A 13,874-nucleotide genomic window follows, 5' to 3' on the forward strand; every position below is an offset into this window, starting at 1 on the left:
GTGCTGAGGAGCGCCCGGCAGCGGTCTGCCAGGGCTTGTGCGGCGGGCTGTTCCGACCGCTCAGCCCAGCGGGCGTACCGATCGAAGGCGCGGCGCGCGCGTCCGGCTTCGTCGCACCGTACGGCGGCCTCGACCAGGTCGGCACACAGCGCATTGCCGAGACGTGTACCAGCCCGGCCCTTCGGTGAGCGCCTCCAGGCGGTTCATGGCCGCGTCCACCCGGCCGTGCCCGAGGTCGAGCGTCGCGCGTGCCCAGTCGACCCATAGGGCGCCCTGCATGGGAATGGCGGAGCCGCTCATGGCGTCGGCGCAGAGGCGCAGGCAGCGCTCCTCGTCCCCCTCGATGGCGGCGAGGTAGGCGAGGAAGCTCTTCAGCTGGATCACCCACTGGTGCTGGCCGGTGTCCTCCGCGACGCTCAGCGCGGTGCTCGCGGTGGCTCGCGCGTCGTGATGGCGTCCGTCGTGGAAGAGTTCGGCCTCGGCGAGGAAGAACAGTACCGTCGGCAGGATCCCGATGCCGCCCTGCGCGCGGCACTCGGCGGCCAGGCGGGTGGCCGCCTCCAGGGTGTGGGCATCCGCGCCGATGACGAAGGGAGCGCCGCAGACCAGGACGAGTTCGCGGGGCCGGCCCGACGAGGCGGCCAGTGCCTCCTCGAACGCCGTACCGAGCGGGGGCAGGTCGGTCACGTCTCTGCCGATCAGTCTGGCGAAGGCGCCGAACTGCAGGCGCGCCAGCGGTCCGATGGGCTCGTCGGGCGGAAGCCGGATCGCGCTCATCCGGTCGGCCACCGCCTTCAGCTCGTCTTCGCCGACGTACCAGGCGGTGTGGAAGGCCTGCACGAGCATGCGGACCGCCTGCGCCGGAGCGATCTCACGGACGGTGTCCGCGGCGAGGATGGCAAGCCGGTGGGCCTCGCGGTGCGCGCCCCGCCAGAAGTGGGCGGTGGCCTGTACGTGGGCGAGCCGGGCCCGCAGCAGCGGATCGGTGCTCTGGTCACCGGCGGCTCTGGCCAGCGTGCCGGCCCGATCCAGCTCTCCTGCCTCCGTGGCCGTTTCGGCGGCGAGTGTGAAACGCCTCGTCCGCGCCTCGGGCTCGCTGGTGAGGCCGGCCGCGCGTTCGTAGGCCGCGGCCGCGGCGGCGAACCCGCGGCGCTCGGCGGCGCGCAGCGCCGTTCGTTCCAGGCCGGCGGCCACCTCCTCGTCGACACCGACGGTGGCCGCGGCCAGATGCCACGCCCGGCGGTCGGCGTTGTGGTCACCAGGGAGGACCTCGGCGAGGGCCGCATGCGCGGCGAGGCGGAGCCCGAGCGGGGCCTGCTGGTAGACCACTTCCCGGATGAGCGGGTGGCGTAACGCGACGACGTCGTCGTCGATTCTGACCAGGCCGGCCTTCTCGGCCGGGATCAGGTCCGCCGCGTTCGCGCCGAACCGCGCGCCCGCCGTCAGGACGTCGCTGAGCCCTTCCGACGCGGCGGCGATCAGCAGGAGGGTCCGGGTCGCGTCGGGAAGCTCGTCTACCTGGCCGTGGAACGTCTCCTGCAGGCGGGTGCTCAGCGGCAGGGCTCCCGGCCTGTACGATCCGGCGGTCCCGCCGGCGCGCAACGCGGTGGGCAGCTCGATCAGGGCGAGCGGATTGCCCTGCGCTTCGGCGAGCACGCGGTAGCGCGCGGCCGGGGTGAGCGGTACGGCGTCGAGCAGGGCGGTCGCGGCGGTCGTGCTCAGACCGCGCAGCCTGAGCTCCGGCAGCCCGCGCGCGTGATCGTCACCTCGCGTGGCAATGATCAGCGCGACGCTCTCGGCGTCCAGCCGGCGGGCCGCGAAGACCAGGGCCTCGAGCGATGGCCGGTCCAGCCAGTGCGCGTCGTCGATGAGACACAGCACCGGTCCCTCCTCGGCCACCTCGGCCAGGAGGGAGAGCGTGGCCAGGCCGACGAGCAGGCGGTCCGTCCCCTCCGCCTGGGCCAGCCCGAGCGCTCCTTCGAGGGCGCGCCGTTGCGGGCCGGGCAGCGCGTCCAGCCGGTCGAGGACGGGGCGGAGGAGCAGATGCAGGCCGGCGAACGCGAGGTCGCTCTCGGACTGGACCCCGACCCTGCGGATGACCTGGACGCCCGCGCTGTTGTCCGCGGCATGCTCCAGAAGCGCCGTCTTCCCGATGCCAGGTTCCCCGCGGATCACCAGGGCACCGCTCCCCCCGGTACGGACCGTAGCCAGAAGGTCGCTTATGACCGATATCTCCGCATCCCGCCCGTACAGCATGGCGGCACGGTACCGATCCGCTGCCGATTACGGCCAACCGGATTACCTAATCGCGACAGATTCCCTGTGCGACAGATCTCCGTAGCGTCGTGCCCGTAACAACGCGAGACGGAAGGAACACGCCATGCGCGACATCGACCAGCTCATCGCCCGCTACATCGACACGTGGAACGAGACGGACCCGGCCGCCCGCCGTGCGGCGATCGACGAACTCTGGGCGGAGGACGGCGCCTACACCGACCCGATGGGAGTCGCCCGCGGGTGCGAGGCGATCGACGCCACCATCGCCGCCGTACAGGGCCAGTTCGCCGGTCTGACCTTCACCCTGGCCGGCCCGGTGGACGCCCACCACGACATCGCCCGCTTCACGTGGGAGCTGGGGCCCGCCGGTGGTGAGGCCCTCGTCGTCGGGTTCGACGTCGCCGTGCTGACCGAGGACGGCCTGATCGACAAGGTCCACGGCTTCCTGGACAAGGTCCCCGCCGGCGTCTGACCCCTTCCGGTCCGCCCCACCGCACGGCCCCGGGCAGACCCGGGGCCGTGCCCGCACCCGGCGGCCGTCCCCTCGGCCGCAGCTCACCAGAGAGGAATGTTCGAAAGCCATGACCGTGACCACGTCCCCGGCTCGCCCGGCGGCCTCGGCCGCCGTGGCAGGCGCCGGGTGGGCCGGCCTGCTGGTCCTCCTCGGAGGCGCCTTCATCACCACCCTCGACTTCTTCATCGTCAACGTGGCGATCCCGGCGACCCAACGCGACCTGCACGCGAGCTCGTCGATGATCCAGTTCGTCGTCGCCGGGTTCGGCCTGTCGCTGGCAGCCGGTCTGATCATGGGCGGACGGCTCGGCGACCTCTACGGGAGGCGTCGGCTGTTCGCCATCGGACTCGCCGTGTTCACCATCGCGTCGGCGGCCTGCGGCACGGCGACGACCGCGGGATTCCTGGTGGGGGCGCGCGTCGTCCAAGGAGTCGGCGCGGCATTGCTGATGCCGCAGGTACTGGCCATCATCAACACCGTCCACACCGGTGAGCAGCGTGCGAAGGCGTTCAACGCCTATGGCATGGCGATCGGCTTCGGCGGCGTGTTCGGCCAGCTCATCGGCGGTGTGTTGATCAAGGCGGACATCGCCGGTCTGGGCTGGCGCAGCATCTTCCTGATCAACGTTCCGATCGGCGCCGTCGCGCTCGCCCTCACGCCGCGTCTGGTTCCCGAATCGCGCGCCGCCGGCGCCCGCCTCGACCTGGTCGGCACCGTGCTGGTCTCCCTAGGGCTCGTCGCCATCGTCTACCCACTGGTGCAGGGGCAGCAGCAGGGCTGGCCGGAGTGGACCTGGGTGTGCCTGGCCGGATCGGTACCGTTGCTGGTCGCCTTCACCCTCCACCAGCGCCGGCTGTCCGCGCGCGGTGGCTCACCGCTGATCGACCCGGCGCTGTTCCGCGGACGCGCGTTCTCGGCGGGCACGGCGCTCAACCTGATCTACTCGATGACCACGGCGTCGTTCTTCCTCGTTCTGGCGCTCTACCTGCAGGACGGCCGTGGGCTCTCGGCCATGGCATCGGGCCTGATCTTCCTTCCGCTCGGCATCGGCTACTTCGTCTGCTCCTTCCTGTCCGGCAAGGCCACCGCGCGGCTGGGCCGCCAGGTCCTCGCGCTCGGCGCCCTGGTGGTCGCAGTGGGGTATGCACTGCTGGCCGGGACGGTCTCCGCGCTCGGCGCCCATGGGAGCATCGCGGCGATCATCCCCAGCCTGTTGATCATCGGTGCGGGGATGGGCTTCGTGATGGCCCCGCTCCCCGCCATCGTGCTGGCGGGGACCGACCCGCACCACGCGGCCTCCGCCTCCGGTGTCCTGAACACCGCCCAGCAGGCCGGCGGTGCGATCGGGGTCGCCCTCATCGGGGTGGTCTTCTACGGCGCCCTCGGGACTCATCCCGGCCTCGGCGGTTACCCGCATGCCTTCGCCCTCGGGTTGATCCTTCTGGTCGGTGTCAGCGTCGCCGTTGCCGCGACCGTGCAGGCCCTGCCGGGGCGTCGCGGATGACGGACCGTACTCCCTGAGACCAGCGCACGTACGTTCGACGTCGACCCTTCGGGCCTTCAACGGGCGTCCACAGCCGGCGCACCAGCTCAGGAAATCCGCAGATCGACCCGGTGTGCATCGGTGAGGTTTCCTCGCACCGGGCCGGGCAGGCGAATCGCCAGCCGCAGCGGGTTTCCGAGGTGGTGCGCCGGCCACGTTCCGGCCGGTAGACAGGCTACGTTTCCGTTACCGAGGAGGACTTCTGATGCGCAGCGTGACCTATTCGATGAGCGTCTCGGATGCTGTACTGGGAGACCGCCGACCAGGATCCATCGCTCGACGCCTCTAGGCTCGAGTACGCGTCATCCCAGCTCAGAACCTACGGCCGAGTTTCTGGCACCCACAGGCATCTGTCCAAGATTCTCGCCGAATACAGCGGCACTATAACGATCACAATTGCGCACCGTCCGGCGCGGTACATAATCCACCGGGGGGCTATTCACCTGGGCGTTGTAGTGCGCGGGCGATCAGAGCCGCGGATAGATGCGGAACGTCCATATGCCTGGCCGGAGACAGCCCGGTCAGCTCGTCGATGCGCCGCACTCGATAGTCGACGGTATTGGGATGGACATGCAGAGCGGCTGCAGTGGCACGCCGGTCGAGTCCGTGCCGCAGATAGGTCTCCAGCGTGTGCAGCAGCTCGGGCTTGTGGTCAAGCGGCGAGAGGACGTCCGCGAGACCGGGAAGCGCCGCGCTCGGCCGGCTGAGCTGGTAGTCGAGTAGCACGTCCTGGAGCCGGTACAGGCCCGCCGGGCGTCCGGTCCGTAGCACCAGCTCGGTGATCTCCGTGTTCTGTCTGACCGCAGCGGGGATCGCGGCCGGTTCGGCCACCTCGGCCGCCGCCGTGATTGCGACGTCGGCCGACTTCGCCGTCCGCCGGATGAGCCGGCACAGGTCCCTCCAGTCCGGTCGGGTTTCCACCGGCAGAAGCACCGTGCCGTTCGAACCGTCCAGTTTTGCCAGCGCCGGGCCCGTACCGAAGCGGTCCAGCACGGATCGCGCCCGCCGGATCTTGCGGCGGGCAGCGATCCTCGCCTTCGTCCCCGTTCCGGACTCGTCGGGGTGCCGCGCGAGCACTACGGTCATCGCGACGTACAGCGGCGCCGACCCCGGCCTGGTCCGATCGGCAGGTTCACCGGCCAGCAACGCCACCATCGCGGCGTGCCGGTCTTCCTGGTCCTGGCCGTCCAGGAGCTTGCGGGCTTCCATATAGGCGCTGGTCGCGGCCACCACCATCTGTCGCTGCACCTCGAAGATGTGCCCGATGGCCTCTTGTAGCGCCGCGAGGTCGTCCGGGCCGGCATCCGCCGACAGCCGCTCCCAGCACATCGCCATTCCCAGCTGGTAGGCCGACACGATCGCCTCCAGCGGCACCCCCTCATCGGCGCGTTGCGCTGCCGAATCACGCAGCGGCCCGAACGCGTCGGCCTCGACCGGGCGGCGGCGCTCGACGACATCGGCGGCCATTCGCAGGCAGTACTGGACGATGCGGGCGATATCTCCGGCGATCTCCTCTTGCGGCAATTCGGAGTAGGCCGGGATCTCCGCCAGCATTCTCTCGACCACCCGACGCGATAGTTCCGGCGCCGCGGCGCGCAGCCGAGCGGCGGCCGGCTGTTCGGCGACGACCAAGCGCTGTTCTTCCCGCTTCTTGTTTCCGGTCACAAACCTCGCCGCCGAACTCTGACCGCCATGACAGTGAACCAATGATGTCCGAGTTTGCATCATGTGTCACGACTGGAATGCCCCGCATCAACCCCCTCTCCAGTTCCAGGAGTCCCCCATGAGAGTCGAACACCGCTCCGTCTGGCTCCGTTCGGGTGTGGCCGCGCTCGTCGCGGCAGGCCTGGCGGGCGCCGGATTCCTCACCGCCGCACCGGCGTCGGCCTCCGGTCCCGATTACGTCGCGCTCGGAGACTCGATGGCCTCCGGCCCGCTCGTCCCGGACATCACCGGACCGGTCGCGTGCGGCCGCTCCACCCACAACTACGCCCACCTCCTGGCCACTCGGTTCGCTGCCACCCAGTTCAAGGACGTGACCTGTAGCGGCGCGGCCACCGAGGACCTGACCAACCCCATGGGCCTGTCCATCGGAGGAGTGCCCGCCGGGACCGTCCCCGCCCAGTTCGACGCGCTGACCTCCGGCACCACTCTGGTCACCCTCACCATGGGCGGCAACGATGTCGGCCTGGTCGGCGTCGCCCAGGGCTGCGTCCAATTCAACCCGTTCGCGACTCCGTGCAAGGACAAGTACACCGCCGGCGGTGTGGACCAGATCGGCCAGCGGATCGAGGCCTTCGCGCCCAAGATCGCCGCGGCCGTGGACGGCATCCGGGCCCGCTCGCCCCATGCCCGCGTGCTCGTGACCGGATACGGCCTGTACATCAAGCCCGGCGGCTGCTGGCCGACCCAGCCGTGGCCGGCACCGGACGCGGACTACCTGCAGAGCAAGGTCGACCAGCTCAACCAGGTGATCTCCACCCAGGCCGCCGCCCACGGCGCCGAATACGTCGACGTCGCCGGTCCCAGCGTCGGCCACGACGCCTGCCGGTCCGTCTCCGCACGCTGGGTCGAAGGCGTCGTCTCTTCCCACCCGGCCGCGCCGCTGCATCCCAACTCTCAGGGTGAGGCCGCCTACGCCGACATCATCGGCAACCAGATCGCCGGGAGCTGACACCACCGTGGGGTCGAAAAATGGAGGTAGGCGGAGATGAAGCTGCGCAGCAGGCTCGGTGGGTGCCTGGTCGCGGTCGGGCTGGCGGCGGGCGTGACGGCGACGCCCGCGTCGGCCGCGACGTGGACCCGGACCGCGCAGTACTACCGGTGGACCGGGATGAACGCCCTCGAGCGCGGTCAGGGCGTGGCGACGGACGGCACGTACTTCTACTACGCGGGCCCCGGCGGGATGGTGAAGGCGACCATTTCCAACGACAGCGAGGTCGCCTCGACGAGGTTCCCGATCCCATCGTCCCTGAGCGGGACATACCATTCCGACCACATCGGTGACGTGGAGTACTACGGCGGATACGTGATCGCGCCGATCGAGGACGGCGGCAATGGCTACCAGCATCCGCTGCTGGCGCTCTACAACGCGAGCGACCTGTCCTACACCGGGCGATACGTGCAGCTTCCACTCGGGCAGATGCCGGGTGGGGTGCCGTGGGTCGCGGTCGACGCGACCGCGGGCCTCGTCTACACCGCCCCCTGGGCCCAGGACTCCGCGCAGGGGACGAACAAGCTGGTCGGCTACCGCCTGAGCGACCTGCTGACCCTTCCGGCCGGCGCCACGCTTCCGGTGGTGAACACCGTGCCCCTCTCGCAGCCGCTGAGCAGAATCCAGGGCGCGGCCGTGTGGGAGGGAAAGCTCTACGCCTCGGTCGACACCGACAAGTCCGTCTACACGATCGACCCGGTGTCCGGCCAGGTCGCCTACGAGTTCCACCAGGACACCGAGGCCGGTGACGAGGTCGAGGGAATCGCCGCCTGGGACCTCGGTCCGACCGGCGGCCAGCTGCACATCGTCCATGTCGGATCGGGTCTGAAGCGGATCTTCCTGTACCTCCAGCACTACGCGAAGACCGGCTGACCGCCAACGACATACGGCGAACGCCACCGACCGGGAGTTTTACTACGCCGTCCGTCGGCTGTTCGCGGCGAATAGGGCGAAGGAAGGGGTACTGTGGCTGGAGGATCGGCGAGGGTCATTGTCGTCCTCGGGGATATCCCGGCGACCGGCCATTTCGCAAACACCGAGGCCTTGCGAGGGCCGGATCTGAGCTCACCAGAGGAAGCGGCGCCGATCTTCCTTGATCTCATCGCCCGTAGCCTCGCCGCCGCGCCGGAGGGCATCCTCGTCGTTTATCCCGAATGGCAGGCGGAGCCGGCGAAGCGGCTGATGAGGCTGGCCAGGGGAATGCTCGACAGCGACCAGGTCGCGAGCGTCGGATTGGATCTGCCGCCGCTGGCGTGCTCGCTGGTCGCCGACCTGCTGACCCGCTCGGCGTCGCATCTCCGGATCGGTCACCTCGCCGGCCTGGGCCGGCGAATGCAGCGCGAGATCCTGTCCGGCGCCCGGCTGGGGACCGTGGCCAGGCTTGAGCACATCGAGACCAGAATGACGCACCATATGGCCTCATATAATCCAGGATCAGGATTTCTCGCGTGGGCCGCACCACGCGCCCGAATCGATCGCATCTCCAAGCGAAGGCGGCTCGACCCGGGCGACTTTCGCCCCACCGATCCGGTGCACCTGCTCATCGCTCCGCACGGTTCGGATTTCGCTGACTTCGAAAAGGATTTGACGGAGAGCCTGCGGCCCCAGGTCGTCAAAACGGTTGCCGCCCAACCCCTTGGCGCGACCTTCTGGGGCACCCGCAAACACGTGGAGTTCGTCGCGTTCAGCGAGCACCCAAAGGCCTTCTCTCAAATTCTACGGTCCACGCCGTACTGGATGTGCCGGTGGTGCCGGCAGCCGACATCGCTGGAGGTCTGCGCCATCTGCGGGATGTTCCAGGAGAGTACGCCCGAGGCGGTTTCCGCGCAGGCCGCGTCCGCCCCCGACGACCAGGTCCCGGTCGGGCGGAAAGGCGAAGTCCACGCGGCAGAGTCCGTAGAAACCTGATCCCTGGGCACTCGGTGCCGAGCCCTCGAAAGGATGCCGCATGAACCCCCGCCAGCGGCGTGGAGCAGTGTTGCTAATTCTGGCAATAATCGGCGCGATTGTTGTCTTTTCCAGTGTTATCGGGTACGTGGGATCGGTGCGGGCCGAGGTCCGTGACAAGATCTCGGTTCTCCAGCTCACCAAGCCCGTGACCGCATACAGCCAGGTCGACGAAAGCGCGGTGAAGCGGGTGCGGGTGACCGCACAGGGGATGCCTCGAGATGCGCTCCTCACCGATCTTCAGGACCTGACCGGGAAGGTCGCGGCAACGGACGTGCCGGAAGGCGCCCTCCTGGAGAAGGGCATGTTCGTCAACGCGCCGACACTGCAGCCCGGACAGCGTGAGATCGCAATCATGATCGACGCCGAGACCGGCGTGGCCGGCAAGGTGCAGCCGGGCATGCTCGTCGACATTTACGCGTCCTTCCAGCAGCAGAACGGCACGACCCAGAAGTCGTGTTCGATGCGAGTCATCAGCAAGGCGCGCGTGATCAATGTTGGGCAGTTGCGCAAGCAGGCCGGTCAGAACCCCAATGACGTTACCCAGGTCGTGCCGGTCACGTTCGCGCTGAGCGTCCGGGAGAGCCTCAATCTCACCTATGCGGAGAGCTTCGCGGCCAAGGTTCGGCTGGCTCTCATCGGCGGACTGGGCGACGAGGCCGTCCAGAAAATGGCTCCGGTGTGCGCCGCGCCGGTGGCGAGGTGATGCCGGATGAGCGTACGCGTTCTCATGGGCGTAAGTGACGGTGGCCTGGCCGCCTCACTGCGCACACAGGTGGACGAACTGACCGACGTCGAGATCGTCGGGGTCGAGACCTCCTCGGCCGACGTGGTGACCGCCGCGAGCCAGGATCACCTGCTCGACGTCGTGCTGGTGCACCAGGACATCGATGGCCTGTCCGCGATGGACCTCATCCGCGAGCTCGCGATGCGGCATCCCCATCTGGCCGTGATCGTCATCGCCGAGGACGCCTCGGCGGAGATCTACCGGTCGGCCATGGAGGCCGGGGCGCGAGGCGTGGTCTCCGCGGAGCCCACCCAGGCCGAGCTCCAGAGCCGTATCGGTTCGGCGGCGGAGTGGTCCCGTACGATGCGGCGGCATTTCGACCCGGCCAGCACCGGAGTGATGCCCACGCGAATGGGCACGATCGTGGCCTTGTGCGGAGCCAAGGGAGGCACCGGCACCACCACGCTCGCGGTACAGGCGGCGCTCGCGGCGGCCGCGGACAAGAAGCAGGTCTGCATCGTCGACATGGATCTGCAGAAGGGCGACGTCCCCAGCTACCTGGACATCACCCATCGACGCAGCATCGTCGACCTGGTCGCCACGGCCTCCGAACTCGACGGCGTGATCCTCGGAGAGGCGCTCTACGTGCACCGCGACGGACCGCACGTGCTCATGGCCCCGGCCGAGGGCGAACAGGCCGAAGACGTCCCCGCCCGCGCCGCCCGCCAGATCCTGAGCGGCCTGCGCGGCCGGTACGACGTGGTGATCGTCGACTGTGGGGCCTACATGACCGAGGCCAGTGCCGTCGCGATCGAGCTCGCCGACACCGTGCTGGTCACCGCGACGCCCGACCTGCCGTGCCTGCGGGCGGTGCAACGCCTCACCAAGATGTGGGAACGCCTGCAGGTCCGCAAGGGAGACGACCTGTCGGTCGTGCTCGTCCGCGCCGACCGGAAGAACGAGGTTCAGCCGGACTTCGCACGCAAGATCCTCGGCCTGCCGATGCTGAAGACGACGGTCCCGGCCTGCTTCTGTTCTCTGGAAGAGGCGGCCAATACCGGGACACCGAAGTCCGTCGAGAGCGGCGACTACCGCAAGGCGATCTCCGGTGTGGTGCGTGAGATCGGCATCGTCAGCGGCGACGGTGGCGGCGGGCGGCGCGGGCGTGGCGATCGCGGCGTGGCGATCACCGAGTTCGTCGTGCTCATCCCGTTCCTCGGACTGCTGCTGCTGCTGGTCTGGCAGGCCATCCTGGTGGGTCTCACCTCGATGTACTCCAGTCACGCCGCCAGCGAGGGGGCGCGCGCCGTGGCCGTACTCGGGTACGACACGCCGCAGGCGCGGGCGGAGGTGGAGCGCCGGGCGGTCGCCCGGGTGTCCGACCAGTGGGGCGACAAGGACCACTTCCACCTGAGCGTGACCGACGGCTATGTGAAGGTCACCATCGACGCCCCGGCCGTGCTGCCGGGCATGCACAGCCCTTGGGGGATCAGCACCAGATCGAAGATCGTTTACGAGGACGGGGAGGACATGCCATGAGAGGAACCGGAGACGACGGCGCCGCCATCACCGAGTTCGTGGCGATCCTGCCGATCGGCCTGGTCATCATCCTGGTCGCCTTCGAGGCGCTGCTGGCGGAGACGACGGTCGAGCGCGTGGAGAACGCCGCCCGCACCGGCGCCCGGCTCGCGAGCCAGGAGCAGAACGCCGGCACATGCGCAGACTCGGCGATGAACGCGGCGCCGAGCTGGCTCGATCGAATTCAGGCGGACGGCGGCTGGCGGGGCAACGGCCTCTACTGCCACGTCCGCGCGGAGGTCCCGGTGCTGTTCCCCGGCGCGCACCTCGACTTCACGATCGACCGTACGGTCCAGATGCCGGTTGGGTGAGCGATGGCACTTAAAGACCGCATCGACGACAGCCGTACCGTCACCGGCAAGACCAGCGCCGCCGGAGTGTCCCTGTGGCGGAGAAGGCTGCTCGAAGAGATCAACCTCGACGAGCTGACGAAACTGGACCTCGCCCAGCGGCGGGCGCGGCTCGAGAAGGTCGCCGGCCACATCATCAGCCGCGAGGGACCCGTCCTGTCGCCCGGCGAGCGCGGTGCGCTGATCCGCCGGATCGTGGACGAGGCCCTCGGGCTCGGCGTGCTCGAACCCCTGCTGGCCGACCAGAGCGTCACAGAGATCATGGTCAACGGGCCGAACGACGTCTACATCGAGCGGTCCGGTCGACTGCAGCGGATCGAGACGACGTTCGCCAGCGAGGACCAGCTCTACCAGACCATCGACCGCATCGTCGCCCAGGTGAACCGCCGGGTCGACGAGTCCAGCCCGATGGTGGACGCGCGCCTGCCGACCGGTGAGCGGGTCAACGTCATCATTCCGCCGCTCTCACTGGTCGGCCCGGTGCTGACCATCCGGCGGTTCCCCCGGGCGTACTCCATCGACGAGCTGGTGCGGACGGGCGGCCTGGACGAGCACAGCGCCGTTCTCCTCGCCTCGTTCATCCTGGCGCGGTTGAACGTGGTCATCTCCGGGGGCACCGGCACCGGCAAGACCACGATGCTCAACGCGCTGTCGGCGTTCGTGCCCAATGAGGAGCGCATCGTCACGATCGAGGACTCCGCCGAGCTCCAGCTCGATCAGGAGCACATCATCCGGCTGGAGACCCGCCCGCCGAACATCGAGGGCGAAGGTCAGGTGACGATCCGCGACCTGGTCCGGAACTCTCTGCGGATGCGGCCCGACCGCATCATCGTCGGAGAGGTCCGTGGGGCGGAGACGCTCGACATGCTGCAGGCCATGAACACCGGTCACGAGGGCTCGATGGTGACCGTGCACTCGAACTCGGCCGATGACGCGATCTACCGGTTGCAGACCATGGCCAGCATGAGCGACGTCAAGTTGCCCTTCGAGACCGTGCGGGACCAGATCAACAGCGCGATCGACGTCATGGTCCACCTCGGCCGCGGGGTCGACGGCTCCCGGCGGATCGTGGAGATCGCGGCGGTCGGCTCCAACCGCCGGGAGAGGTTCCGGCTGCAGACCGTGATGCGGTTCGAGCCCGAGCCGGTCGGCCCGGACCGGGTGCTGCGCGGCGAATACCGCCACCATCCCCTCCCGACGAGTCTGGCCAGGCGCCTCTTCACCGCCGGGGAGACCGTGCCCGCCGTGTTCGGCGTGAGTGACGACGACTCTCAGTTGAGGGAGGTCTCATGACGCTCCCGTACCCGGCGATCCTCACCATCATGGGCGTGACCCTCGCCGTGCTGACGTTGGCGGTGTACGACCTGGTCCTCGGCTGGGAGCAGCTCCGCCGGCTGCGGGGCCGGACCGCGCTGGACGACGCGCAACGACGCGCGAACAGCGTCCTCGGCCGTCTCGACTCCCGGTTGCGCCGTACCGAGGTCGGCCGTCTCGTCGCCAGACGCCTCAACGCGGCCAACGTGCGGATGCGCGTCTCCACCTTCCTGGTGCTGATGGTGATCGGCTTCGTCGCCGCGCTTTACCTCATCGGCAGTTACCTGGCGCCGGTGTTCGGCGTCGCCGCGGGCGTGGGAGTGGTCTTTCTCTTCTTCGCCTTCCTCCGCCGCCAGGAGGCCCGGCGGCGTGAGGAGTTCATCGCCCAGTTGCCGGAACTGGCCCGGGTGCTGTCGAACGCGTCCGCGGCGGGGCTGGTGATGCGTACCGCGATCGAGATGGCCGCCGAGGAGCTCGAGGACCCGGCCAGCCTGGAGTTGCGCCGGACCGCCGACGCGCTGCGGCTGGGGCAGCACACCGACCAGGCGCTGCACGAGCTCGGCGAGCGGCTGCCGTCACGGGAGCTCGCCGTTCTCGTCAGCACGCTGATCGTCGCTTCCCGGTCCGGAGGCTCGCTCGTCACGGCGCTGCGCAGCATCGCCGGCACGCTCGAGGACCGGAAGGAGATCCGGCGCGAGGTCAAGACGATCATGGGCGAAGCGGTCGTGACCAACTGGGCGATCGCGGCGATGGGTGTCGGCATCCTGTTCGTCGTCAACCTGGTCTCGCCGGGGGTGCTGCGCACGATGAGCGAGCACCTCCCCGGCCAGGTCATTCTCGGCGTGAGCTCCGTCGTCTTCATCCTCAGCTTGGTCATCATCCGGCGCATCACCCGAATCGACGTCTGAGGT

12 protein-coding genes are annotated in these 13,874 nt (G+C 69.1%); 10 read left to right on the forward strand and 2 right to left on the reverse strand.

What is annotated here, in order from left to right; translation table 11 throughout:
• Positions 1 to 60: 60 nt before the first annotated feature.
• Positions 61 to 2,256: an ATP-binding protein gene (locus AB0I04_RS15510; RefSeq protein ID WP_360884355.1), complete on the reverse strand. Its 2,196-nt coding sequence runs from the start codon at positions 2,254 to 2,256 to the stop codon at positions 61 to 63.
• 124 nt (positions 2,257 to 2,380) lie between these two features.
• Between AB0I04_RS15510 and AB0I04_RS15515 the strand changes: the two genes are divergently transcribed.
• A complete protein-coding gene (locus tag AB0I04_RS15515) occupies positions 2,381 to 2,749 on the forward strand; it encodes a nuclear transport factor 2 family protein (RefSeq protein WP_360884358.1) in 369 nt (122 codons plus the stop codon).
• Between the two features lie 109 nt (positions 2,750 to 2,858).
• Positions 2,859 to 4,295, forward strand: a complete 1,437-nt coding sequence (locus tag AB0I04_RS15520) for an MFS transporter (protein ID WP_360884361.1) — start codon at positions 2,859 to 2,861, stop codon at positions 4,293 to 4,295.
• Positions 4,296 to 4,769: 474 nt separating this feature from the next.
• Here the strand turns inward: AB0I04_RS15520 and AB0I04_RS15525 are convergent, their stop codons facing one another.
• Positions 4,770 to 5,999 carry a helix-turn-helix domain-containing protein gene (locus AB0I04_RS15525; protein WP_360884364.1) on the reverse strand — a complete coding sequence of 410 codons (1,230 nt, stop codon included), beginning with the start codon at positions 5,997 to 5,999 and terminating at the stop codon, positions 4,770 to 4,772.
• A gap of 118 nt (positions 6,000 to 6,117) precedes the next feature.
• On the opposite strand from AB0I04_RS15525, the gene AB0I04_RS15530 reads away from it, so the two are divergent.
• The 8 genes from AB0I04_RS15530 to AB0I04_RS15565 all read left to right on the forward strand — a co-directional run bounded on the left by AB0I04_RS15530 (position 6,118) and on the right by AB0I04_RS15565 (position 13,871).
• The gene (locus AB0I04_RS15530; RefSeq protein WP_360884367.1) at positions 6,118 to 7,008 is read left to right on the forward strand and encodes an SGNH/GDSL hydrolase family protein; all 891 of its coding nucleotides are present in this window, start codon (positions 6,118 to 6,120) and stop codon (positions 7,006 to 7,008) included.
• Positions 7,009 to 7,044: 36 nt separating this feature from the next.
• The gene (locus tag AB0I04_RS15535) at positions 7,045 to 7,920 is read left to right on the forward strand and encodes a hypothetical protein (protein WP_360884370.1); all 876 of its coding nucleotides are present in this window, start codon (positions 7,045 to 7,047) and stop codon (positions 7,918 to 7,920) included.
• Between the two features lie 93 nt (positions 7,921 to 8,013).
• Positions 8,014 to 8,955, forward strand: a complete 942-nt coding sequence (locus AB0I04_RS15540; RefSeq protein ID WP_360884373.1) for a hypothetical protein — start codon at positions 8,014 to 8,016, stop codon at positions 8,953 to 8,955.
• A gap of 40 nt (positions 8,956 to 8,995) precedes the next feature.
• Positions 8,996 to 9,700, forward strand: a complete 705-nt coding sequence (gene cpaB / locus AB0I04_RS15545) for a Flp pilus assembly protein CpaB (protein ID WP_360884375.1) — start codon at positions 8,996 to 8,998, stop codon at positions 9,698 to 9,700.
• Positions 9,701 to 9,706: 6 nt separating this feature from the next.
• Complete coding sequence (locus AB0I04_RS15550; protein WP_360884377.1) at positions 9,707 to 11,260, forward strand: AAA family ATPase; 1,554 nt, start codon at positions 9,707 to 9,709, stop codon at positions 11,258 to 11,260.
• Positions 11,257 to 11,610 carry a TadE family protein gene (locus AB0I04_RS15555; protein WP_360884380.1) on the forward strand — a complete coding sequence of 118 codons (354 nt, stop codon included), beginning with the start codon at positions 11,257 to 11,259 and terminating at the stop codon, positions 11,608 to 11,610. Before AB0I04_RS15550 ends, AB0I04_RS15555 begins: the two co-directional genes overlap by 4 nt.
• Before the next feature lie 3 nt (positions 11,611 to 11,613).
• Complete coding sequence (locus tag AB0I04_RS15560) at positions 11,614 to 12,942, forward strand: CpaF family protein (RefSeq protein ID WP_360884383.1); 1,329 nt, start codon at positions 11,614 to 11,616, stop codon at positions 12,940 to 12,942.
• Positions 12,939 to 13,871 (forward strand): type II secretion system F family protein, encoded by a 933-nt coding sequence (locus AB0I04_RS15565; protein WP_360884385.1) that lies wholly within the window; start codon positions 12,939 to 12,941, stop codon positions 13,869 to 13,871. Before AB0I04_RS15560 ends, AB0I04_RS15565 begins: the two co-directional genes overlap by 4 nt.
• Positions 13,872 to 13,874: the final 3 nt, after the last annotated feature.

Source organism: Actinoallomurus sp. NPDC050550 (assembly GCF_040655075.1).
Lineage (GTDB): Bacteria > Actinomycetota > Actinomycetes > Streptosporangiales > Streptosporangiaceae > Actinoallomurus.

What these genes read in the sequence shown, in the direction of transcription:
- cpaB (WP_360884375.1), top strand. Translation starts at nt 8,996, where the DNA reads ATGAACCCCCGCCAGCGGCGTGGAGCAGTGTTGCTAATTCTGGCAATA.
- AB0I04_RS15550 (WP_360884377.1), top strand. Translation starts at nt 9,707, where the DNA reads ATGAGCGTACGCGTTCTCATGGGCGTAAGTGACGGTGGCCTGGCCGCC.
- AB0I04_RS15565 (WP_360884385.1), top strand. Translation starts at nt 12,939, where the DNA reads ATGACGCTCCCGTACCCGGCGATCCTCACCATCATGGGCGTGACCCTC.
- AB0I04_RS15530 (WP_360884367.1), top strand. Translation starts at nt 6,118, where the DNA reads ATGAGAGTCGAACACCGCTCCGTCTGGCTCCGTTCGGGTGTGGCCGCG.
- AB0I04_RS15535 (WP_360884370.1), top strand. Translation starts at nt 7,045, where the DNA reads ATGAAGCTGCGCAGCAGGCTCGGTGGGTGCCTGGTCGCGGTCGGGCTG.
- AB0I04_RS15510 (WP_360884355.1), bottom strand. Translation starts at nt 2,256, where the DNA reads ATGCTGTACGGGCGGGATGCGGAGATATCGGTCATAAGCGACCTTCTG.
- AB0I04_RS15515 (WP_360884358.1), top strand. Translation starts at nt 2,381, where the DNA reads ATGCGCGACATCGACCAGCTCATCGCCCGCTACATCGACACGTGGAAC.
- AB0I04_RS15555 (WP_360884380.1), top strand. Translation starts at nt 11,257, where the DNA reads ATGAGAGGAACCGGAGACGACGGCGCCGCCATCACCGAGTTCGTGGCG.
- AB0I04_RS15520 (WP_360884361.1), top strand. Translation starts at nt 2,859, where the DNA reads ATGACCGTGACCACGTCCCCGGCTCGCCCGGCGGCCTCGGCCGCCGTG.
- AB0I04_RS15560 (WP_360884383.1), top strand. Translation starts at nt 11,614, where the DNA reads ATGGCACTTAAAGACCGCATCGACGACAGCCGTACCGTCACCGGCAAG.